19 protein-coding genes and 4 pseudogenes are annotated in these 20914 nt (G+C 70.3%); 14 read left to right on the top strand and 9 right to left on the bottom strand.

Features of this window, described 5'->3' with window-relative positions:
- Positions 1–12 precede the first annotated feature (12 nt).
- Both OHT21_RS09385 and OHT21_RS09380 read left to right on the top strand, forming a co-directional pair.
- The gene (locus OHT21_RS09385; RefSeq protein ID WP_328767794.1) at positions 13–423 is read left to right on the top strand and encodes an SseB family protein; all 411 of its coding nucleotides are present in this window, start codon (positions 13–15) and stop codon (positions 421–423) included.
- Positions 424–630: 207 nt separating this feature from the next.
- Entirely contained in the window at positions 631–1443 is an 813-nt protein-coding gene (locus OHT21_RS09380; RefSeq protein WP_328767793.1) for a VOC family protein, read from the top strand.
- On the opposite strand, the gene OHT21_RS09375 is transcribed toward OHT21_RS09380, so the two are convergent.
- Positions 1440–1694 (bottom strand): hypothetical protein, encoded by a 255-nt coding sequence (locus tag OHT21_RS09375; RefSeq protein WP_328767792.1) that lies wholly within the window; start codon positions 1692–1694, stop codon positions 1440–1442. The genes OHT21_RS09380 and OHT21_RS09375 overlap by 4 nt on opposite strands.
- A gap of 125 nt (positions 1695–1819) precedes the next feature.
- Between OHT21_RS09375 and OHT21_RS09370 the strand changes: the two are divergent.
- The 3 genes and pseudogenes from OHT21_RS09370 to OHT21_RS09360 all read left to right on the top strand — a co-directional run.
- Positions 1820–2484, top strand: a pseudogene (locus OHT21_RS09370) (ABC transporter substrate-binding protein); the annotation flags it as partial.
- A gap of 4 nt (positions 2485–2488) precedes the next feature.
- Positions 2489–3472 (top strand): annotated as a pseudogene (locus tag OHT21_RS09365) (iron chelate uptake ABC transporter family permease subunit); the annotation flags it as partial.
- 243 nt (positions 3473–3715) lie between these two features.
- Complete coding sequence (locus OHT21_RS09360; protein WP_328767791.1) at positions 3716–4858, top strand: zinc-binding dehydrogenase; 1143 nt, start codon at positions 3716–3718, stop codon at positions 4856–4858.
- 18 nt (positions 4859–4876) lie between these two features.
- Here OHT21_RS09360 and ppk2 read toward each other — a convergent pair whose 3' ends face one another.
- Together ppk2 and OHT21_RS09350 are read right to left on the bottom strand one after the other, a co-directional pair.
- On the bottom strand, positions 4877–5680 hold the full coding sequence (gene ppk2 / locus OHT21_RS09355) for a polyphosphate kinase 2 (RefSeq protein WP_328767790.1): 804 nt from the start codon (positions 5678–5680) through the stop codon (positions 4877–4879).
- Positions 5681–5925: 245 nt separating this feature from the next.
- Positions 5926–6390: a cyclic nucleotide-binding domain-containing protein gene (locus OHT21_RS09350; protein WP_328767789.1), complete on the bottom strand. Its 465-nt coding sequence runs from the start codon at positions 6388–6390 to the stop codon at positions 5926–5928.
- Between OHT21_RS09350 and OHT21_RS09345 the strand changes: the two genes are divergently transcribed.
- The 3 genes and pseudogenes from OHT21_RS09345 to OHT21_RS09335 all read left to right on the top strand — a co-directional run bounded on the left by OHT21_RS09345 (position 6358) and on the right by OHT21_RS09335 (position 9255).
- Positions 6358–6513 carry a hypothetical protein gene (locus OHT21_RS09345; RefSeq protein ID WP_328774459.1) on the top strand — a complete coding sequence of 52 codons (156 nt, stop codon included), beginning with the start codon at positions 6358–6360 and terminating at the stop codon, positions 6511–6513. The two genes, OHT21_RS09350 and OHT21_RS09345, sit on opposite strands and share 33 nt — an antisense overlap.
- 19 nt (positions 6514–6532) lie before the next feature.
- Positions 6533–6714: pseudogene (locus OHT21_RS09340) on the top strand (pyridoxamine 5'-phosphate oxidase family protein); the annotation flags it as partial.
- Between the two features lie 156 nt (positions 6715–6870).
- Entirely contained in the window at positions 6871–9255 is a 2385-nt protein-coding gene (locus tag OHT21_RS09335; protein WP_328774019.1) for a phosphoketolase family protein, read from the top strand.
- Between the two features lie 33 nt (positions 9256–9288).
- On the opposite strand, the gene OHT21_RS09330 is transcribed toward OHT21_RS09335, so the two are convergent.
- Entirely contained in the window at positions 9289–9978 is a 690-nt protein-coding gene (locus tag OHT21_RS09330; RefSeq protein ID WP_328767788.1) for a DUF899 family protein, read from the bottom strand.
- A gap of 104 nt (positions 9979–10082) precedes the next feature.
- On the opposite strand from OHT21_RS09330, the gene OHT21_RS09325 reads away from it, so the two are divergent.
- The 5 genes and pseudogenes from OHT21_RS09325 (at position 10083) to OHT21_RS09305 (ending at position 16652) form a co-directional block, all read left to right on the top strand.
- The gene (locus OHT21_RS09325; RefSeq protein ID WP_328767787.1) at positions 10083–10229 is read left to right on the top strand and encodes a hypothetical protein; all 147 of its coding nucleotides are present in this window, start codon (positions 10083–10085) and stop codon (positions 10227–10229) included.
- A 121-nt stretch (positions 10230–10350) separates the two neighbouring features.
- Positions 10351–11523 (top strand): PQQ-dependent sugar dehydrogenase, encoded by a 1173-nt coding sequence (locus tag OHT21_RS09320; protein WP_328767786.1) that lies wholly within the window; start codon positions 10351–10353, stop codon positions 11521–11523.
- A gap of 47 nt (positions 11524–11570) precedes the next feature.
- A pseudogene (locus tag OHT21_RS09315) lies at positions 11571–12398 on the top strand (aldehyde dehydrogenase family protein); the annotation flags it as partial.
- Between the two features lie 103 nt (positions 12399–12501).
- Positions 12502–15879, top strand: a complete 3378-nt coding sequence (locus OHT21_RS09310; RefSeq protein ID WP_328774018.1) for a pyruvate carboxylase — start codon at positions 12502–12504, stop codon at positions 15877–15879.
- Between the two features lie 170 nt (positions 15880–16049).
- Complete coding sequence (locus tag OHT21_RS09305; protein ID WP_328767785.1) at positions 16050–16652, top strand: hypothetical protein; 603 nt, start codon at positions 16050–16052, stop codon at positions 16650–16652.
- Positions 16653–16816: 164 nt separating this feature from the next.
- Here OHT21_RS09305 and OHT21_RS09300 read toward each other — a convergent pair whose 3' ends face one another.
- On the bottom strand, positions 16817–17191 hold the full coding sequence (locus OHT21_RS09300; RefSeq protein WP_328767784.1) for a DUF4333 domain-containing protein: 375 nt from the start codon (positions 17189–17191) through the stop codon (positions 16817–16819).
- A gap of 168 nt (positions 17192–17359) precedes the next feature.
- Here OHT21_RS09300 and OHT21_RS09295 point away from each other — a divergent pair, with 168 nt between their 5' ends.
- Positions 17360–18583, top strand: a complete 1224-nt coding sequence (locus OHT21_RS09295; protein WP_328767783.1) for a sensor histidine kinase — start codon at positions 17360–17362, stop codon at positions 18581–18583.
- A gap of 10 nt (positions 18584–18593) precedes the next feature.
- Here the strand turns inward: OHT21_RS09295 and OHT21_RS09290 are convergent, their stop codons facing one another.
- The 4 genes from OHT21_RS09290 to OHT21_RS09275 are packed head-to-tail and all read right to left on the bottom strand — an operon-like array spanning position 18594 to position 20905.
- Complete coding sequence (locus OHT21_RS09290; RefSeq protein ID WP_328774017.1) at positions 18594–19442, bottom strand: class III extradiol dioxygenase subunit beta; 849 nt, start codon at positions 19440–19442, stop codon at positions 18594–18596.
- 1 nt (position 19443) lies between these two features.
- Positions 19444–19800, bottom strand: a complete 357-nt coding sequence (gene ligA, locus OHT21_RS09285; RefSeq protein WP_328767782.1) for a protocatechuate 4,5-dioxygenase subunit alpha — start codon at positions 19798–19800, stop codon at positions 19444–19446.
- 38 nt (positions 19801–19838) lie between these two features.
- Positions 19839–20627 carry an SDR family NAD(P)-dependent oxidoreductase gene (locus OHT21_RS09280; RefSeq protein ID WP_328767781.1) on the bottom strand — a complete coding sequence of 263 codons (789 nt, stop codon included), beginning with the start codon at positions 20625–20627 and terminating at the stop codon, positions 19839–19841.
- Positions 20624–20905, bottom strand: coding sequence for a muconolactone Delta-isomerase family protein (locus OHT21_RS09275; RefSeq protein ID WP_165338486.1), 282 nt, complete (start codon positions 20903–20905; stop codon positions 20624–20626). Before OHT21_RS09275 ends, OHT21_RS09280 begins: the two co-directional genes overlap by 4 nt.
- Between the last annotated feature and the right edge of the window lie 9 nt (positions 20906–20914).

The raw sequence follows: 20914 nt of genomic DNA, 5'->3' as shown, positions 1-20914 counted from the left end.
AGGATGAAGGCCATGATCGCCATCCCCGAGGCAGTGCTCACGGCCGCGGCGCAGGACGCTCTGCGTGATCTCAAGCGCCACCGTTACGACGCTTCGGCCCTGGACACCCTGATCGCCAGCGATGTCCTCGTGCCGCTGCCGTCCGACATCGCCGCGCGCGATGCCGAGGACGCCGACTCGATGACGCTGCCCGTGCTCGAGTACCCGCCGGGAACCCAGGCCGTCGTGGTCTTCACCTGCGAGGAACGGCTTTCGGATGCCTTTCCTGAGATCGACTGCTATCGGCAGTTGCAGCTCGAGGTGCTGGCGGCCAACTGGCCCACCGAAGCGGACCTTACTTTGGCCATTGATCTTGGCCATCCGGATGCGGTGACCTTCACGTCGGCGGCTGTGCGGGGTGTGCTGTCCCACTGCCAGCGGTGACGCTCCGCGTGGGGTTCGGATTGAAGCTGCGGGTTCGTTGTGGCTGGTCGCGCAGTTCCCCGCGCCCCTGAAAGGAAGGCCTGCGGCCTCCTTTCAGGGGCGCGGTATCGCGCCGGAGGTCCCGGTCGTACGGGCGTGACCGAGGGGCGATTGTCAGTGGCTGGTGTCACGCTGTTGGGACGGACAGGATCTGCGAAGGGAATCGCCGTGATCACCACTGAACCGACCCCTGGCTCCCCCTGTTGGACCGACCTCGGTGCGCCTGACGTGCCGGCCGCCGCGGCCTTCTATGGCGCGGTGCTCGGCTGGGAATACCAGTCCATGGGCGACGAGGGCGGCGAGATGGAAGGCGGGATGTTCCAGAAGGACGGGAAGACCGTCGCCGGGCTCGGGAAGCTCAGCGAGGAGGGTGCCCGGTCCGCCTGGATGATCTACTTCTGCGTCACCGACGCGGACGCCACGACCCGGGCCGTTCAGGAAACGGGCGGCACGGTACGGGTGGCGCCGCGGGACCTCGACGACTGGGGGCGGATGGCGCAGTACAGCGACCCGCTCGGCGGCCAGTTCGCCGTCTGGCAGCCGGGGAAGAACAAGGGCTTTGAGCTGGTGGAGGCGCCGGGCTCGCTGTCCTGGACCGAGCTGTACACCAGCGACGCCGCCTCCGCGAAGGAGTTCTACGGCGAGATCTTCGGCTGGCAGTTCGGTGACATGGAACTGCCGGGCGGCGGGGGCACGTACTCCCTGATCACCCCGGCCGGGCTTCCGGAGGAGCGGATGTTCGGCGGTGTCATGGAGCTCAGCAAGGAGGACCTCGCGCTGGCGAACGGGGTGCCGTACTGGCACCCGGTGTTCAACGTCACCGACTGCGACGCCGCGGTCGCCAAGGTCACCGAGAACGGCGGCAGCGTGCAGATGGGGCCGCAGGACGCGGAGGGCGTGGGCCGCCTCGCCGTCTGCCTCGACCCGGCGAACGCGGATTTCGTCGTGCTCAAGCCGGAGACTCCGGCGACCCCGGCCTAGAGCTGAGCCCCGCGGGGGCCATTGGCAGCACCCGCGAGCAGTCCGGGCGGTCCTGCGCACCGCCCGGACACCGCCTGCGCGGGATGCTGTCCGTCCGCCGCCACTGCCTGCGCGGGATGCCGTCCGTCGTCCACCACCGCCCGGGCGGAATGCTGTCCGTTCTCCGCCATCGTCCGCACGGGATGCCGTCCGTCCTCCTCCGCCACCGCGCGCACGGGATGCCGTCCGTCCTCCTCCGCCACCGCGCGCACGGGATGCTGTCCATCGTCCGGTCACTGGTCGTCCGTCACGCCGCCGCGCGTCAACTGCCCACCCCCGCGCGGGATTTCCCCTCTTGACGGACCTTCACCTTGCGCCTGCCCGCTCCCGGTCTCGCGGCGTACGCGGCGAGCCGAGCATGGACACCATCGCCGGCCTGAAGTCCGACCTCATCGTCGCCAGCAGCGACCTGCCGCCGGCCGCCGTGAAGCAGATGCGCGACATCGCCCCGGTCCTGCAGATCAAGTCCGCCGACGCCGCCGACCCGATCGGCAAGATGACCGAGAACCTCGACGTCATCGGCGAGGCCACCGGCACCACGGAGCAGGCCGAGAAGCTCAAGAAGGACTTCGAGGCGAAGATCGCCGAGGGCAAGAAGGCCCTCGCCGACGCCGGTCTCGCCGGCGCGGACTACGCCTTCGCGGACGGTTACCTCGTCTCCAACCAGACCACGATCCGCCCGTTCACCAGCGGCTCGCTCATCGGCGCGGTCAACGAGCGGATCGGTCTGAAGAACGCCTGGACGGTGAAAGGCGACAAGGACTACTGGCTCGGCTCCACCGACGTAGAGGGCCTCACCAAGCTTGGCGACGACGTGCAGTTCGCGTACATCGGCAACGACGGCGACAAGACCAGCACCCCCCCTTCAGCGGTGCTCTGACCAAGGACAAGGTGTGGACGTCGCTGCCGTTCGTGGAGAAGGGCAACGCGCACCGGCTGCCCGACGGCATCTGGATGTTCGGCGGAACCGGGTCGATGAGCGCGTACATCGACGCCGTCGTCGCCCAGGAGCCGGGGCGTGTTCCTCACGACCACGGGCGTACTGGTGGCCGTGCTCGTCGGCGTGACGATTGCCGCCGTGTTGCTGGGTGACAGCAAGTTGCTGCTGGGTGATGTGGCGAACTGGGTGCAGGGGCGCGCGGGGCAGACCGTCAGTTTCGTACTCGACACTCGGGTGCCCCGGGTTCTCGCGGCGCTCCTCGCGGGGGCGGCACTTGCCTTGGCCGGGACGCTCGTTCAGGCTGTGACGCGTAATCCGCTCGCGGACCCGGGCATCCTGGGCGTTTCCGGCGGGGCTGCGCTTGGGGCCGTGCTTCTTGTGACGACGGTGTCTTCCGTTGGGTCTTGGGGTGTGGCCGGGGCGGCGTTTGCGGGGGCCGCGGTCAGTTCTGTGCTTGTTTTTGGGCTCGCCGCGCGGGGTGGGTTTCAGCAGAACCGGCTTGTTCTGGTCGGGTTCGGTGTTGCCACCGGGGCGTCTGCGCTGATCAGCCTGCTGATCATCCTTACCGATCCGTTCAACGCGACCCTTGCGTTGACGTGGCTGTCGGGGTCGACTTACGGGCGGACTCTGCCCGATGTGGTGCCGCTCGCGGGCGTATTCGTTGTTGGGCTGCTCGTGGCCTGCCTGCGGCGCACCGAGCTCGATCTTGTGTCGCTCGATGAGGACACGCCGAGGCTTCTGGGGCTTGGGCTGAGCCGGGGGCGGCTTGGGTTCCTGGCGGTGGCCGTGTTGCTCAGCGGCACCGCTGTGGCTGCCGCGGGCACGATCGGGTTCGTGGGATTGGTGGCACCGCACGCGGCCAGGGCCCTGGCCGGCCGGCAGCACGCCAGGGTGGTGCCGGTCGCGGTGCTGCTCGGCGCGACGCTTGTGTGTACGGCGGATTTGGTGGGCCGTACGGTCATCGCGCCGGCTCAGCTTGGGGCCGGCCTGATGACGGCGGTGATCGGTACGCCGTACTTCTTGCACCTGCTTGTGCGGAGCCGACGGTAAGTCGCATACCGTGCGTTTGCGCTCCGCTGGAAGGACGGTTTGACGCTGCGGGTCCGTCGTGGCTGGTCGAGCCGTACGTTGGCACAGGCACCCGCCCCTATGGCGCGCTGGTCGAGACCTACGTGGGCACAAGTCCCGCGCTCCTGACGGGCGCGGGACTGGCCTACTCCGCTTAAGATCCGGACCCCATCCGTGCGCCCGCACGACAGAAGCGGGCCTCCCTCCGCGAACAGGAACCCCCTCGTGATCTCCGCCGTCGTCATGACCGAACCCGGTGCGCCTCTCGAAGTCCGCTCGTTCGACCGGCCCGAACTGGAGCCGGGCTCGGTCCTGTTGCGGACCTTGGGCAGTGAGGTGTGCGGTACGGATGGGCACTTGTGGAAGGGGCAGCTTGCGGGGGTGCCGTATCCGATCATTCCTGGGCACGTCAGTGTGGGGCGGATCAGTGCGTTGGGGCCGGGGGAGGCCCCGAGGGACGTGGACGGGGTTCCGCTGCGGGTCGGGCAGGTCGTGACGTTTCTTGATGTGTACGGGACCTGTGGGCGCTGCTGGTACTGCACCGTCGCCCACGCGACCACGCGCTGCCCGGAGCGGAAGGTCTACGGGGTGACCCTCTCTGCCGACGACGGACTACTGGGCGGCTGGGCGGAGTACATCCACCTGAAGCCGGGCGTCCATGTGATCCCGTTGCCCGATGAGCTGGACTGGCGCGCGTTTCTTTCCGGCGGTTGTGGGATGCCTACCGCCCTGCATGCCGTGACGCTTGGCGAGATCGGGTTCGGTGACACGGTCGTGGTTCAGGGCGCGGGGCCCGTCGGCCTGTGTGCAGCCGTGCTAGCCCAACTGCGTGGCGCCGGGCGGGTGATCGTCATCGGTGGGCCGGAGGGCAGGCTGGCGGCGGCGACGCGGTTCGGTGCCGATGCCGTCATCGACATCGGCAGTACGACGCCGGACGAGCGAAGCGAGATGGGGGTCCCCCCGGCCGGAGGCTGGGGGAGGATCGCGGCGGTGCGGGACGCGACCGCGGGGCGCGGCGCCGACGTCACGATCGAGGCGACCGGAGTGCCCTCAGCCGTGCCCGAAGGCATGCGGCTCACTCGGGACGCCGGGCGGTACGTGATCGTGGGCCAGTACACCGACGCCGGCGACGCGACCTTCAACCCCCATCTCGACCTGAACCAGAAGCACTTGGACGTCCGCGGCTGCTGGGGCAGCGACGTGGGGCACGTGTACCGGGCGGTCCAGGTCATGGCCCGGTACGGGCGGATCTTTCCCTGGACCGACCTCATCACCAGGGAGTACGGGCTCGCCGAAGCACAGGCCGCGCTGGAGGACGTCGCCGCTCAGCGCGTGGTGAAGGCGCTCATCGTGCCGGGGCAGGAGTAAGTCCACCGAGGCCGTGTGTCACAGGCTCGCCGCGTGGTCGGGGACGTAGGTCTGCAGGTCGCGCGGCGGGCGCTCGTAGCCGGTCGACTCGGGGCGCTCCGGCAGTTTGAGGACCGGCGGCGGGACGTCGTGGTACGGCACGGAGTCCAGCAGGTGGGCGATCATGTTCAGGCGGGCTCGGCGCTTGTCGTCGCTCTCGACGACGTACCACGGTGCCTCGGTGATGTCGGTGTGCACCATCATCTCGTCCTTGGCCCGGGAGTACGCCTCCCAGCGGGTGATCGACTCCAGGTCCATCGCGGACAGCTTCCAGCGCTTCAGCGGGTCCTCCAGCCGGCGCCGGAAACGCTCCTGCTGCTCGGTGTCGCTCACGGAGAACCAGTACTTGCGCAGCAGGACCCCGTCCTCCACCAGCATCCGCTCGAAGATCGGGCACTGGCGAAGGAAGAGCTGGTACTCCTCCTTCGTACAGAAGCCCATGACGTGCTCAACGCCGGCCCGGTTGTACCAGGACCGGTCGAACAGCACGATCTCTCCGGCGGCCGGCAGGTGCTCCACGTACCGCTGGAAGTACCACTGGGTGCGCTGCCGCTCGGTCGGCGTCGGCAGCGCGGCGATGCGGGCGACGCGGGGGTTGAGGTGCTCGGCGACCCGCTTGATCGTGCCGCCTTTGCCTGCCGCGTCCCGGCCCTCGAAGACGACGACCAGCCGGGTGCCCTCGGCACGCACCCACTCCTGGAGTTTCACCAACTCGGTTTGTAGGCGCAGCAGTTCCTGCTCGTATGCCGCGCGCGGCACCTTGTCTGCCTTCTTGCCGGTCATGCCGCCTCCATCGCCCGAGGGCCTACGTCGATGACCTCAACGTAAGCGCTCCGCTCGGGGGACGGCTACGAGCTGCGGGTTCGTTGTGGCTGGTCGCTCCCCCACTCTCGGCTGCTCCCCCCGCTCGGCTTCGCTCGAGCGGGGGGACCCCCATGAGCGGGGGGACCCCCATCGCGGCGGAGCCGCAAATTGACACAGCCCCGCGCCCCTAAGAGCCCCGCGCCCCTAAGAGGCCTGCGGCCTCTTCACAGCAGGCTTCCGCTGCCGTACGGCGCGTACAGGTCCAGCAGGCGCGTGCGGGCCGAGCGGAGGCGGCGGGCCAGGACGCCGCCCACCCTCCCCCACTGTCTAAAGGGCGTGGTAGGTGCCCCCAGGGCGACACTGGCCCCGAGCGCGGAGTCGTCGTGGCACATCGCGCGGATCGCGGTGGCGTCGAACTCGTAGGCGCGTACCGGAGTGGTCGCCGTGGCGCCCAGATGCCAGGTGTGGGGGGCGAACAGCCAGGACCAGCCGATGAGTTCGTTGTGATGGAGGGTCTCGATGACGGCGGCTCGGCGGCCGGGAACGTGCATGTCGAGGTCGACGCTGCCGGTACGGATGATCCAGAACCGGTCGGCGCGGGCCCCTTCCTGGAAGAGGCGCGTGCCCTCGGGGAACGAGACCTCCCGGGGCACGTCATGAACGCTCCCGCCACGGCCGGCATGCTGCACGCACTGCCCATCGAGCACCGCGACCGGCTGATGCGCTACGCCTCCAGTCAGGGGCGTACGAACCTGGCCCTTCCAGCGTGCTCCCGCGCCCTGCGGCGGGGGATGGGGCACCCGGCCCTATAGGTGGGCCGTCCGGTACCGCGTCCGGACCGGCACCGCCACGGTGGTGACCGAACCCGCCGAGCACGCCCGCCTGGCCCGTACCGGCCCGGTCTCCTGGGCGCCCGCGCCGCAGGAGGTCTTCGTCCGTATCGAGCCCGAGCTGTCACCGGGCGCGAGCTCGCCGGCGGACGCACCCTGTACGGGGTGGACCTCACCGCCTGAGTTCCTCGTCCCCGCTTTCCCCCGATCTTTTCCTCCGGCCGGAAGGGGCCGGTCGGCCCTGTCGGGTACTCGGTGGGACGGGGGAGGGTGGGGACGTACGCACGGACCCGCAGGCACCTCCGACCGAACCCCGATCGATCCGGAAGGGAACCCATGATGTCCGTCGACACCCAGCAGGCGCCGACTCCGCTCACCGACTACGAGCTCAGCACGCTGGACGCCCACTGGCGCGCCGCGAACTACCTCTCCGTCGGCCAGATCTACCTCATGGCGAACCCTCTGCTGACCGAGCCGCTCCGCCCCGAGCACGTCAAGCCGCGGCTGCTCGGCCACTGGGGTACCTCGCCCGGGCTGAACCTCGTCTACACCCACCTCAACCGCGTCCTACGGACCCGCGGCCTGGACGCCCTGTGCATCTGGGGCCCCGGTCACGGCGGCCCGGCGGTGGTCGCGGGCTCCTGGCTGGAGGGGTCGTACACCCAGACGTACCCCGACGTCACGCGGGACGCCGCCGGGATGGCCCGCCTCTTCAAGCAGTTCTCGTTCCCCGGCGGGGTGCCCAGCCATGTGGCGCCCGAGACGCCCGGCTCCATCCACGAGGGCGGCGAACTCGGCTACTCCCTCTCGCACGCGTACGGAGCTGCCCTCGACAACCCGGACCTGCTGGTCGCCTGCGTGATCGGCGACGGTGAGGCGGAGACCGGGCCGCTGGCCGCGTCCTGGCACTCGAACAAGTTCCTCGACCCCGTGCACGACGGCGCCGTCCTGCCGATCCTGCACCTGAACGGCTACAAGATCGCGAACCCGACGGTGCTCGCCCGGCTCCCGGAGTCGGAGCTCGACGAGCTGCTGCGCGGCTACGGCCACGACCCGATCCACGTCACCGGCGACGATCCGGCCGCCGTCCACCAGGCCATGGCGCAGGCCATGGACACCGCGCTGGACCGCATCGCCGCGTTCCAGCGCGCCGCCCGCGAAGACGGCACGACCGAGCGCCCCCGCTGGCCGGTGATCGTCCTGCGCACCCCCAAGGGCTGGACCGGCCCGGCCGAGGTGGACGGGCTCCCGGTGGAAGGCACCTGGCGTTCCCACCAGGTCCCGCTGTCCGCCGTCCGCGACAACCCGGATCACCTAAGGCAGTTGGAGGCGTGGCTGCGCTCGTACAAGCCGGAGGAACTCTTCGACGAGCACGGCCGCCCCCGCGAGCAGGTCGTCGCCTGCGTCCCGGACGGTGACCGCCGCCTCGGCGCCACCCCGCACGCCAACGGCGGCCTGATGCTGCGCGAACTGCCCCTGCCCTCGCTGGAGAAGTACGCCGTCCCCGTCGACAAACCCGGCGCCACCCTGCACGAACCCACCCGCGTCCTCGGCGACTTGCTGGAAGACGTCATGCGGAACACCGCCGGCCGGCGCGACTTCCGCCTCGTCGGCCCCGACGAGACCGCCTCCAACCGCCTCCAGGCCGTCTACGCCGCCAGCGGCAAGGCCTGGCAGGCCGGCACCCTCGACGTGGACGAACACCTCGACCGGCACGGCCGGGTGATGGAGATTCTCTCCGAACACACCTGCCAGGGCTGGCTGGAGGGCTACCTTCTCACCGGCCGACACGGGCTGTTCTCCTGCTACGAGGCGTTCGTACACATCGTCGACTCGATGGTCAACCAGCACATCAAGTGGCTCCGCGTGACCCGCCGCCTGCCCTGGCGCGCCCCCATCGCCTCCCTCAACTACCTGCTGACCTCGCACGTCTGGCGCCAGGACCACAACGGTTTCTCGCACCAGGACCCCGGTTTCGTCGACCACATCATGAACAAGAGTCCTGAGGCGGTACGGGTCTATCTGCCGCCGGACGCCAACACGTTGCTGTCGGTGGCGGATCACGCGCTGCGCAGCCGCGACTACGTCAACGTGATCGTGGCCGGCAAGCAGCCCTGCTTCGACTGGCTGTCGATGGACCAGGCGGTCGCGCACTGCGCGCGGGGCGCCGGGGTCTGGGACTGGGCCGGCACCGAGAACGGCAGCCGCGAGCCGGACGTGGTACTGGCCTGCGCGGGCGACGTGCCCACCCAGGAGGTGCTGGCCGCCGCGCAGTTGCTCCGCCGCCATCTGCCGGAACTCGCGGTCCGGGTGGTCAACGTCGTCGACATCGCCCGGCTGATGCCGAGCGAGGAACACCCGCACGGGATGAGCGACTTCGAGTACGACGGCCTGTTCACCCCCGACAAGCCGGTGATCTTCGCGTACCACGGTTACCCCTGGCTGATCCACCGCCTGGCCTACCGCCGTACCGGCCACCGGCACCTGCACGTACGCGGCTACAAGGAGATCGGTACGACGACCACACCGTTCGACATGGTGGTCCGTAACGACATGGACCGCTACCGCCTGGTCATGGACGTCATCGACCGCGTCCCCGGCCTCGCGGTGCGCACCGCCGCCGTACGCCAGCGCATGCAGGACGCCCGTCAACGCCACCACGACTGGATCCGCGAGCACGGCACGGACCTGCCGGAGGTCGCCGACTGGTCGTGGGGCGGCTGACCACCGCCAACTCCAACAGGCCGTTCGGAGGAACTACACCCCGTAGTCGATGCTCGGGTACCAGTCCCCACGGCCCTGCGGGGTGAGGTCGAGAAGGTGCCAGACGGGGGTCAGCAGGTCGATGCCCCGCTCGCCGATGGTGTCGGCCATACGCGGGTGCGCGGAGTAGAAATGGCGGACCGTTCCGTCGCCGTCTCGCGTGAACACCGAGACGGTGGAGTCCTGTTCGCCGTCCTTGTCCTCGCTGCCCGTGTCGTACTTGAACGTGCTGTCGCCGCAGCTCAGCAGGCGCAGTCGGCGCCAGCCCCGGTTGCGGGCGTGCTGCCGCAGGGCCGGTGGGTCGGCGGCTGCCGCGATGGCGAAGTCGGCGTTCCGGGCGATGTGGTGGGCGATGCCGTTGAAGCCGTCGGTCCACAGGGTGCACATCGGGCAGGGTTCGGTCTGCGCCTTGCCGTACATGAGCTGGTAGACGATCAGCGGGCGGTCGGGGGCGGTGAACAGTCCGCTCAGGGTGACCTCGCGGACCGGTGTGTCGCCGGCGTCGAGGTCGGCGGGGCCCTCGAGGAAGACGTAGTCCTCGACGGCCGGTCCTGGCGGGAGGGCCCGTCGCCGGCCGGCCACCTTCTCCTGGTGGCGCATGAGCTCGATCTCGGCCAGGCGCAGCTCCTCGCGGGCGGCGAGGTAGTCCTCGGATTCCCCGGCCAGTCTGGTGTGCCGCAACATCGGCTCCTCCTGGGGTGGCCATTTCCCCCGCGGCGGTCATCCAAGTCTAGGGCGGTCGGCCCGCCGCCGCGGGCGGACTGGGCGGCTTCCTGCCGCCGCTGGTCATGAGCTCGCTGTATGGGGCGTATGAGTCGTACGCGATCGGCCTGGCGCTGTACGGGGCGTACGAGTCGTATGCGATGGCCTGGCGCCGCACGGGGGACGCAGCTCTGCCCGTCGCGCTGTATCCGCCTCACGCGTCCCTTGGATGAGGCGTGACGCTCCCTGGTGAACTGCCCTTTCCTCAGGGAGAGTTGGCGGGACGCCAACCTGGAGTCCCCCCACAGAGGAGCTCGAATGTCTCGACTCAGACGGATAGGCCTCGTATGTACGGTGGCTGCTCTGCTGTCCGCCACGGTCGCGCCGGCCGCGACCGCGGAGCCGGACGGTTCCGGTCCCGGTGTGCCTCTGGACCAGTTGACGGTGGTCACCACCCCGGTGGCGACCGGTCTGGCGCAACCGGTCGCGATGGCCGCGGCCAACGACCGCAGCGGACGGATGCTCATCGCCGAGCGAGCCGGCACGGTACGGGCCTTCCACCCGAAGGACGGGCTCGCCGCCGACCCGGTGCTGGACATCAGGGACCGCGTGAACAGCACCGGTCTGGAACGCGGCCTCCTCGGCATCGTCCCGGCACCCGACTTCCAGCAGACCTCGCAGGTGTACGTGGCCTACACCAGCAAACCGGACGGGGCACTGACGCTGTCCCGCGTCCCGCTCGGCGAACCGGCGCGGGAGCAGGTGCTGCTCACCCAGGAGCACTCCCAGTTCGCCAACCACAACGGCGGCCAGCTCGCCTTCGGCCGTGACGGCTACCTGTACTGGGGCCTCGGCGACGGCGGAGGCGGCGGCGACCCGCTGGCCACCGGACAGAACCTCGGCACGCTGCTCGGCAAGATCCTGCGCCTGGACGTGAGCCGTTCCTGCGGCGAACTCCCGTACTGCGTCCCGAAGACCAACCCGTTCGTCGGAAAGCCCGGGGCCCGGCCGGAGATCTGGGCCTACGGACTGCGCAACCCGTGGCGGTTCTCCTTCGACAGGCAGGACGGCTCGCTCTGGGTGGGCGACGTCGGGCAGAGCGCGTACGAAGAGGTCAACCACGCCAAGGCGGGGCGCGGCGGGCTGAACTTCGGCTGGTCCTGCAAGGAGGGACCCGCGGTGTTCAACGCCGAACGATGCGCGGCGGACGCCACGTACACCGACCCGGTGTTCCACTACCGGACCGGCACCGAGGGCTGCTCGGTCATCGGCGGGCACGTGTACCGGGGACACCGGTACGCCGGCCTCGCCTTCGGTACGTACGTGGCGACGGACTGGTGCTCCGGGACGGCGTGGGCGGTGCGGAAGGGCGATGACGGCACCTATCGCAGCGCCACGATCGGGAAGTTCCCGACTCAGGTCAGCTCGTTGGCCGAGGACCGGTCCGGCGAGCTGTACGCGATCACCGACCGGACCGGGGAACTGCATCGCGTCGGTTTCGAACGCGTCGCACCGCGAGCGGACTGACCGTAGGGCCGGGGTCGGGCGGGAGACGGAGCGCCACCTCCCGCTCGGCCCTGGTCTCCTTCACCGGCTCCACCGGGGTTGGGCGTCAAGTCGCTGCGCAGGCAGCCGGGTTGGCCAAGCGCGTCCATCTCGAACTCGGCGGCAAGGCCCCGTTCGTCGTCTTCGACGACGCCGACCTGGAGGCCGCCGCCCGCGGTGCCGTGGCCGGTGCCCTCATCAACGCCGGCCAGGACTGCACGGCCGCCACCCGCGCGTACGTCCAACGCCCCCTGTACGAAGCCTTCGTGGACCGCGTCGCCGAGCTGATGGACGGCGTAAGGCTGGGTCCGGTCGACGACCCGGCCACCGACATGGGCTCCCTGATCTCGTTGCAGCAGCGGGACAAGGTCGCCGCCATGGTGGAGGCCGCCCGCGAGGCCGGAGCCACCATCGTGCGCGGCGGGCGGATCCCCGACGGACCGCTGGGGCAGGGCGCCTACTACGAGCCCACCCTCATCACCGACGCGGCACAGGACTCCGCCATCGTCCAGCAGGAGATCTTCGGCCCGGTCCTCGTCTGCCTGCCGTACGACGGAGACGACGACGCCCTCCGCCTGGCCAACGACACCCCGTACGGCCTCGCCGCCTCGGCCTGGACCAGCAACGTCTTCCGCGCCGGACGGGCCAGCCGCGAGATCCAGGCGGGCTGCGTCTGGATCAACGACCACATCCCGATCATCAGCGAGATGCCGCACGGCGGCTACAAGGCCTCCGGTTTCGGCAAGGACATGTCGGTGTACTCCTTCGACGAGTACACCAACGTCAAACACGTCATGTCGGAGAACACCGGCACCCCGCACAAGTCCTGGCACGACACGGTTTTCACCAGCCGCTGACCGCTCCGTCGCGGAGCGTTCACTCCTACAGGGCGCCCAAGCGCGCACGTACGGCCCATACTGGCCCATCGTGGTTTCTCCGCCGATGTCGAGGAGTCGGATGATGTTCGCCAAAGTTCTCGTGGCCAACCGCGGCGAGATCGCGATCCGGGCCTTCCGGGCCGCGTTCGAGCTGGGAATCTCCACGGTGGCGGTGTTCCCGTACGAGGACCGCAACTCGCTGCACCGGGCGAAGGCCGACGAGTCCTACCTGATCGGCGAGCGCGGGCACCCGGTGCGGGCGTATCTCTCGGTCGACGAGGTGATCAAGGCCGCGCGCAAGGCTGGTGCGGACGCGGTCTACCCCGGCTACGGCTTCCTGTCGGAGAACCCCGGCCTGGCCGCCGCCTGCGCGGACGCGGACATCACGTTCATCGGTCCGCCCGCGCAGGTGCTGCACCTGACGGGCAACAAGTCCCGGGCGATCGCGGCGGCCCGCGAGGCCGGGGTCCCGGTCCTGGCGTCGTCGGCGCCGACAACGGACGTAGAGGCTCTGCTGGCCGCGGCCGACGACGTCGGGTTCCCGCTGTTCGTCAAGGCTGTCGCCGGCGGCGGTGGACGCGGCATGCGGCGGGTCGCCGAGCCGGCGGAGCTGCGCGACGCCATCGAGGCGGCCATGCGGGAGGCGAAGTCCGCCTTCGGGGACGACACCGTGTTCCTGGAGCAGGCCGTGGTGAACCCGCGCCACATCGAGGTGCAGATCCTCGCCGACGGCGTCGGCAACGTCGTCCACCTCTACGAGCGGGACTGCTCGGTGCAGCGCCGGCACCAGAAGGTCGTCGAGATCGCCCCGGCTCCGAATCTGGACCCGCGGCTGCGGGAGCGGATCTGCGCCGACGCCGTCGCCTTCGCCCGCCACATCGGCTACGTGAACGCGGGCACCGTCGAGTTCCTGGTCGACGAGCGCGGCAACCACGTGTTCATCGAGATGAACCCCCGGATCCAGGTGGAGCACACGGTGACCGAGCAGGTCACCGACCGAGACCTGGTGATGGCGCAGCTGCGGATCGCATCCGGCGCCACCCTGCCCGAACTCCGCCTCACCCAGGACGACATCGTCCTCTCCGGCGCCGCCCTGCAATGCCGCATCACCACCGAGGACCCCGCCAACGGATTCCGGCCCGACACCGGCACCATCTCCGCCTACCGGTCCCCGGGAGGCCCCGGCGTGCGGCTCGACGGCGGCACCGTCCACACAGGTGCCCAGGTCAGCGCCCACTTCGACTCCATGCTGGTCAAACTGACCTGCTACGGCCACGACTTCTCCAACGCAGCCCGCCGGGCCCGCCGCGCCATCGCCGAGTTCCGCATCCGCGGGGTCTCCACGAACCTGCCCTTCCTGGCCGCCGTACTCGACGACCCCGACTTCCAGGCCGGGCACGTCACCACCAGCTTCATCGACGAACGCCCCCAGCTCCTGCGGGCCCGCCCCCCGGCCGACCGCGGCAGCCGCATCCTGCACCACCTCGCCGAGACCACCGTCAACAAGCCGCACGGGCCGCGGCCCGCCGTCGTCGAACCCGCCGAAAAACTCCCCGCCACCGACCTCTCCGAGCCACCGCCTGAGGGCTCCCGGCAGCGCCTCGCCGCGCTCGGCCCCGAGGCGTTCGCCGCCGACCTGCGCCGGCAACGCGCGGTCGCGGTCACCGACACCACGTTCCGCGACGCCCACCAGTCGCTGCTGGCGACCCGGGTACGGACCCGGGACCTGCTCGCCGTAGCGCCGCATGTCGCGCGCATGGCACCGCAGTTGCTCAGTCTGGAGTGCTGGGGCGGCGCGACCTACGACGTCGCCCTGCGGTTCCTGGCCGAGGACCCATGGGAACGGCTCGCGCTGCTGCGCGAGGCGGTGCCCAACATTTGCACGCAGATGCTGCTGCGCGGCCGGAACACCGTCGGCTACACGCCCTACCCGACGGAGGTGACCGACGCGTTCGTCGCCGAGGCCGCCGCGACCGGCATGGACGTCTTCCGCATCTTCGACGCGCTCAACGACGTCGCGCAGATGCGCCCGGCCATCCAGGCCGTACGGGCGACCGGGACCGCGCTGGCCGAAGTGGCCCTGTGCTACACCGGCGACCTGTCCGATCCGGCCGAGCCGCTCTACACCCTCGACTACTACCTGCGGCTGGCCGATCAGATCGTCGAGGCCGGCGCGCACGTCCTGGCGATCAAGGACATGGCCGGGCTGCTGCGCCCACCCGCGGCCAGGAAGCTGGTCACCGCGTTGCGGGAACGCTTCGACCTGCCGGTGCACCTGCACACCCACGACACGGCGGGCGGGCAGCTGGCCACCCTGATCGCGGCGATCGACGCCGGAGTCGACGCCGTCGACGCGGCCGTCGCGTCGATGGCCGGCACGACGAGCCAGCCCTCGCTGTCCGCCCTGGTCGCGGCCACCGACCACACCGACCGGGCCACCGGCCTGTCTCTGCAGGCCGTCGGTGACCTCGAGCCCTACTGGGAGGCCGTGCGCAAGGTCTACCGGCCGTTCGAGGCCGGGCCGGCCTCGCCCACGGGACGCGTCTACCACCACGAGATCCCCGGCGGGCAACTGTCCAACCTGCGCCAGCAGGCCATCGCACTCGGACTCGGGGACCGCTTCGAGCTGATCGAGGACTGCTACGCCGCCGCCGACCGGATGCTGGGCCGGCTGGTGAAGGTCACCCCTTCCTCCAAGGTCGTGGGCGATCTCGCGCTCCACCTGGTCGGCGCCGGAGTCGAGGCCAGCGCCTTCGAATCCGACCCCGCCAAGTTCGACCTGCCGGACTCGGTGATCGGATTTCTGCGCGGCGAACTGGGCGATCCGCCCGGAGGCTGGCCGGAGCCCTTCCGAACCCGCGCCCTCGAAGGCCGCCCCGCGCAGGCACAGCCGCCACAGCTGTCCGACGACGACCGGAGCGGGCTGCGCGACGCACCACGGACCACGCTGAACCGGTTGCTGTTCCCCGGCCCGACCAAGGCGTACGACACACACCGCGAGACCTACGGCGACACCTCGGTGCTCTCCACCAAGGACTTCTTCTACGGCCTCGAACCCGACACCGAGCACACCGTCACCCTGGAACCGGGCGTGACCCTGCTGATCGAACTGGAGGCGATCTCCGAAGCCGACGAGCGCGGCTACCGCAGCGTGCTGGCCAGCCTGAACGGGCAGCTTCGGCCGGTGTCGGTGCGCGACACCTCGATCGTCACCGACGTCAAGGTCGCCGAGAAGGCCGATCGCGGCGACGACCGTCAGGTCGCCGCGCCCTTCGCCGGTGTCGTCACGCTGCAGGTCGAGGAAGGGGCGTCCGTCGATGCCGGGCAGACCGTCGCCACCATCGAGGCCATGAAGATGGAGGCCGCCATCACGGCCCAACGCGGCGGCACCGTGGCCCGCCTGGCGATCGGCTCCATCCAGCAGGTCGAGGGCGGCGACCTTCTGCTCGAGATCCGCTGAGGTGTCGCGTCAGACGCCGGGCCTGTCCGGTCGGCGGCCGAAAGAGCAGTCGGCCGAAGAGCGGGCGGGCCCGGTGGCTCGTAGTGTCATACGGGCCCGGCGGCTCGTAGTGTCTTACGAGTCCCTTACGCGGCCGTATCCGGTGACGTGACGCACCTACGTTCGCAGGCATGGCAACCATCCGAACCATCGCCCTCGTCACCGCCGCCCCTCTCCTGCTCGCCGTCGCGGGCCTCGCGCATCCGCACGGGCTGTCCAGGTCGACGGCCGCGGACTGGACCGACCTGCACATCGCGCTGCTCCCGGTCTTTCCTCTGCTCACGGTCGGCCTCCTGGTCCCGCTGTGGCGTCGGCCCCGACTCGATCTCGCGGGCGTCGCCACGGTGGTGGCCTGGGTGTGCGCCTTCGGCTACGCGGCCTTCTACACCGGCCTCGACGCCGTCGCCGGCATCGGGGCCGGAACCGCGGTCGAGCACGTCGCCGAGACCGCGGCACTCGGACCGGTCAAACGCCCGCTCTACGACACGGGCGAGGCACTCGGGCAGGCCGGTGTCTACGCCCTCATCGCAGCCATCGTCGCCACGGCGGTCGCGCTGCTCCCGAGGCACGGCGTCCGCATCCTTCCCGGCACGGTGGTGCTCCTGGTGGCCGGCTGGTTCTTCGTCGACAGCCACATCTTCTGGCCGCGCGGTGTATGGACGATGCTCGGCTTCGCCCTGGGCTTCGCGCTGCTCGCCTGGGGGACGGCCGGGAGGAGCACCCCCAGTAGGTGAGCATCCCTGCGGGGGAACGCAGCACTGTGCGGCCAGGCTCGGCCTGGCCGCACAGCCATGCACCGGACACATGGGTCCTACAGGGCAACGTCCTTGCTCGCCCCTTGGACCAGGGCGTCCACCCGGCTGAGCACCTCCCGCTGACCCGGCGGCGGGACACCGTCTCAGCGCTCGAACTTCCAGGTGACGGAGCGGTCCGAGGCCCTGACCACGGTCACGCGGATGTCGACGGCCTTGCCGTCCTCGTCCTTGCCGGTGCAGGTGAGGGTGGTCCCGGCGACCGCCTTCAGGCCGGTCGGGCAGGTCACGCCGGTGATCTTCTCGCCGACCCAGGGCAGCGGGTTGTACTTGGCCTCAGTGCGGCCCTCGACGATGTTCGCCGACAGGGCCTTCTGACCGTCCACCCTCACCGTGCTGTAGCCGTTCAGCATGGTGTTCGACTCGGTCCCGGAGAGCAGATACGTGCCGACGCCGCCCACGGCGACCACGGCGATGGCACCGCCGACGGCGCCGACGATGAATCCGCTGCGCTGCTTCACGTACGTACTCCTGAGGTCCTGCTGTCCGAGGAAAGGTAACGGCTCCACCCTCGCCCCCGGGCCCGGGCGCCCGCATCGGCCGAACGGCCACGATGCCACAGCTCACGGCCGGGCCCCTCGGCCGTTCGGCCGATCCCCGGGGTCGGCGGGCTCGCTTACGGTGACCGCATGAAATCCGTTTCTGCCCAGGGCTGCGCCCGCGGCTTCGGCTTCGGCGCCCTGCTCGGGGTGAGTCTCCTCGACTTCGCCGCGGTGGGCGCCGAGGGGCATGACCTCCGGCCGAGCGCCGCCGTGCTCGCCGTCGGCCTCGCCGCCCTCCTGTGGCCGGTCGGCCGGCGGCCCGCATGGCTCACCCCGCAGGTCCGTACCGCGGCGCCCGCCGTCGTTTCGCTGGCCCTGACGGTCGCGGTCGTGCTGACCGGCGGACAACGCGTTTTCGGCCCCGGCGAGATCACGATCATGCTGTGCCTGCTGTTCATCGCCGTACGGCACTGCCCGCCCCGCTGGGCTGTGGTGTGCGGCACGCTCGCAGGCGTCGCCGGGCTCGCCCTGCCCGTGGGCTTTGCCCGGTCACTGACCGACGATCAACCACTGGGATTCATGGTGGTCGGCCTGCTCCTGATCGGCCTGGTCGGCATGCTCGCCGGGTATCTGCGTTCGCTGGACTTCAAGCGGACGGTCGCGGTGGCCGAGACCCGACGCGACGAGCGCGTGGCCATCGCCGCCGACCTGCACGACTTCGTCGCCCACCATGTCACCGGGATCCTCGTGCAGACACAGGTCGCGCGCATGATGGCTGAGGCCCGGACCTCCGGGACCTCCGAGAGCTCCGGGACCTCCGAGACCTCCGGGCTCTCTGGGAGTGACGACCTCGACCCCGTCCTGGCCGGCATCGAACGCGCCGCCACCGAGGCTCTCGCGTCCATGCGCCTCACGGTCGGTGTGCTGCGCGACACCGGGCAACCGGACGCGGCCGACCACCGGCCCGTCGGAGATCTCGCGGGCATCTCCGACCTGCTCGAGGGTTTCGCCAGCCCGGGCCAGAAGGTCACGCTCCACCGGGACCCCGCCCTCTCCGACGACCTCCCGCACGAGGTGCAGGCGGCTGCCTTCCGGGTCGTACAGGAGGCCCTGACGAACGTACGACGCCACGCGGCCGACGCCACGGAGATCAGCGTCGGCCTGTGGTGCGAGGATCAGCGCCTGATGGTCGCGGTGGCGGACGACGGCCGCGGCGGCACCCAGCTCCCCGCCGCCGCACGAGGCGGCGGCTTCGGCCTCGTCGGCCTGACGGAACGCGTCACCGCGCTGGGCGGCACACTGTGGGCCGGGCCCCGGGTCGGCCACGGCTGGGAGGTCCGAGCGGCTTTCCCGCAGCGTAAGTCCCTCTGAGCGCGGCTCCTCAGGATGCCCCCGGGCTGAGGTTCTCGAACAGGACCATTCCGGCCGCCGTGTTCGACGCGGGCACGTGGTACGTCTCGTGCACGCGTCGGATACGGGGCCCCAGCGCGCCGCGCATGATCAGCCACATGATCAGCTCGATGCCCTCGGAGCCGGCCTCGCGGATGTACTCCTCGCGGGTCAGCGCGGCCAGCTTCTCGGGGGCGTGCTCGATCGCGTCGAGGTACATCCGGTCGAAGTCCTGGTTGATCAACCCCGCGCGGGCGCCCGCGAGTTGGTGCGACATGCCACCGGTGCCGAAGACGGCGACCTTGAGGTCCTCGGGGAAGGAGCGGATCGCCTCGCCGAGCGCGTGGCCCAGGGCCAGGCAGCGCGCGGCGGTCGGCTGCGGGTACTGGATGACGTTCACCAGGAGGGGCACGACCGCGCACGGCCAGCGTTCGCCGGGGTCCGGGCAGTACACCGACAGCGGGACGGTCAGACCGTGATCGACGTCCAGTTCCTGGTAGACGGTCAGGTCGAAGGAGGCGTCGATCAGGCTCTCCACGAGATGGTCGGAGAACTCGGGGTTGCCCATGACCGCCGGCACCGGTCGGCTGCCCCACCCCTCGTCGGCCACCCGGTACGACTCGGCCGTCCCCAGCGCGAAAGTCGGAGTGACGCTCATGTCGAGGGCGTTGGCGTGGTCGTTGTAGACGACCACCGCGACATCGGGGGTGTGCTCGGCCATCCACTCCCGCGCCGGCCCGTACCCGTCGAACAGCGGCTTCCAGTACGGGTCTGCCGTCTTCCCGTGGTCCATGGCCGCACCGATCGACGGCACATGCGAGGTGGCCAGACCCCAGATCACCTCAGCCAAAGTTCCGCCCTCCCGCTTTCAGCGACTCCGCGAACTCCTCGGTGGTCATGCCGGTGAAGACCCCGCCGAGGTACTGCATGGACTTCCCGTCGACCATGGCGAGCTTGAAGACGTAGAAGATGGAGCCGCCCAGCTCCATCATCCGGTTCCAGTCCCGCCGCAGGACGGCCTCCCGTTGTTCGGCCGTGAGCCCGTACGCCTCGCAGTACGCGGCTTCGTCGGCCTTGAACCTCTCCCGGCTCCCGGCGTCCTTGAGGGACCCGCAGAGCCGGTTCAGCGCTCGGCCGCGGCGACTCTCGGCGGCGTCGAAGACGTACGTGCCGGGCACCTGGGGTGTGCTGCTGGACATGCCGTTCCTCTCCTGGGGGCTCGTGCGGGGGCGCGCCGTCAGTGCAGGAGCCCGCCGCCGTCGCAGACGAACGTCTGGCCGGTGACCAACTCCGCGTCCGGGGAAGCGAGATACGAGACGAGCCCCGCGAAGTGCTCCGGCGTGACGAACTCCTTGATCGCCTGCTGACGCATGGTCGCGGCGAACACCTCGTCGCCGGAGTGCTCCCGAGTGCCCGGAGTGGCCACCTGCGCGGGCGCCACCGCGTTGACCGTGATCCGGTGCTCACCCAGTTCGCGCGCCATCACCCGGGTCATGCCGATGAGGGCGCCCTTGCTGGCGACGTACGCGATCTGGCCCGGGGCCCCCGTGAAGAAGGTGCGGGACGCCACATTGATCACCCGTCCACGGTGCGGGCTCTTGGTCAGCCAGGGCACGCATGCCTGGACCATGAGGAGTGGGCCGACGGCGTTGACGTCGAAGAAGCGGTGCATCTCGTGTGGGCTTGTCTCCAGCAGGGGTGCGCGGCCGGAGAGCAGGCCGGCGTTGTTGACGAGGACGTCGACTCCGCCGTACGCCTCGGTGATCTCGCCGACGGTCTGGCGGGTCGCGGCCGGGTCGCTGATGTCGCACTGCCATGGCCGTACGCCGGAGGCTTCGCCGCTGCCGCCGGGGTCCGAGTCCGAGTCCGAGTCCGAGTCCGGGTCCGGGTCCGGTTCGGCGATGTCGAGGGCGGCGACCGTGAATCCGTCCCGCGCCAGCCGGCGGGCGATGGCCTTCCCGAGTCCGCCTGCGGCGCCCGTCACCACGGCGACTCGTCGGTTGCCCCGGCCGTCCCCGCCGGTCAAGGCGCCTTCTCCTGTGGGTGGGTGGCGAGTGCCTCGACGGTGATGTCCATCCACTTCCACATGGGCAGGGAAGCGAGGGCGTCGTGCAACTCCGCCGGGTCGGCCGCCTCGTACAGGCCGATCGTGGCGTTGCGGCCCGGGACCCGCCACAGCCGTTTGAGGATGCCGGCCTCCCGCAGCTGCATGGCGCGTTCACGCTCGCCCTTGCGCAGGGACTCGCGTACGTCGTCGGGGGTGTCCGGGGGCAGAAGATTCTCGGTGCGTACGAGGAATTCCATCGCGCGTCC

It is taken from the genome of Streptomyces sp. NBC_00286, from assembly GCF_036173125.1.
GTDB lineage: Bacteria > Actinomycetota > Actinomycetes > Streptomycetales > Streptomycetaceae > Streptomyces.
This window is presented reverse-complemented; position numbering and strand designations above follow the sequence as displayed.

What these genes read in the sequence shown, in the direction of transcription:
- OHT21_RS09275 (WP_165338486.1), bottom strand. Translation starts at nt 20,905, where the DNA reads ATGGAATTCCTCGTACGCACCGAGAATCTTCTGCCCCCGGACACCCCC.
- OHT21_RS09345 (WP_328774459.1), top strand. Translation starts at nt 6,358, where the DNA reads ATGAACGCTCCCGCCACGGCCGGCATGCTGCACGCACTGCCCATCGAG.
- OHT21_RS09310 (WP_328774018.1), top strand. Translation starts at nt 12,502, where the DNA reads ATGTTCGCCAAAGTTCTCGTGGCCAACCGCGGCGAGATCGCGATCCGG.
- OHT21_RS09325 (WP_328767787.1), top strand. Translation starts at nt 10,083, where the DNA reads ATGAGCTCGCTGTATGGGGCGTATGAGTCGTACGCGATCGGCCTGGCG.
- OHT21_RS09305 (WP_328767785.1), top strand. Translation starts at nt 16,050, where the DNA reads ATGGCAACCATCCGAACCATCGCCCTCGTCACCGCCGCCCCTCTCCTG.
- OHT21_RS09330 (WP_328767788.1), bottom strand. Translation starts at nt 9,978, where the DNA reads ATGTTGCGGCACACCAGACTGGCCGGGGAATCCGAGGACTACCTCGCC.
- ppk2 (WP_328767790.1), bottom strand. Translation starts at nt 5,680, where the DNA reads ATGACCGGCAAGAAGGCAGACAAGGTGCCGCGCGCGGCATACGAGCAG.
- ligA (WP_328767782.1), bottom strand. Translation starts at nt 19,800, where the DNA reads ATGTCCAGCAGCACACCCCAGGTGCCCGGCACGTACGTCTTCGACGCC.
- OHT21_RS09295 (WP_328767783.1), top strand. Translation starts at nt 17,360, where the DNA reads ATGAAATCCGTTTCTGCCCAGGGCTGCGCCCGCGGCTTCGGCTTCGGC.
- OHT21_RS09335 (WP_328774019.1), top strand. Translation starts at nt 6,871, where the DNA reads ATGTCCGTCGACACCCAGCAGGCGCCGACTCCGCTCACCGACTACGAG.
- OHT21_RS09385 (WP_328767794.1), top strand. Translation starts at nt 13, where the DNA reads ATGATCGCCATCCCCGAGGCAGTGCTCACGGCCGCGGCGCAGGACGCT.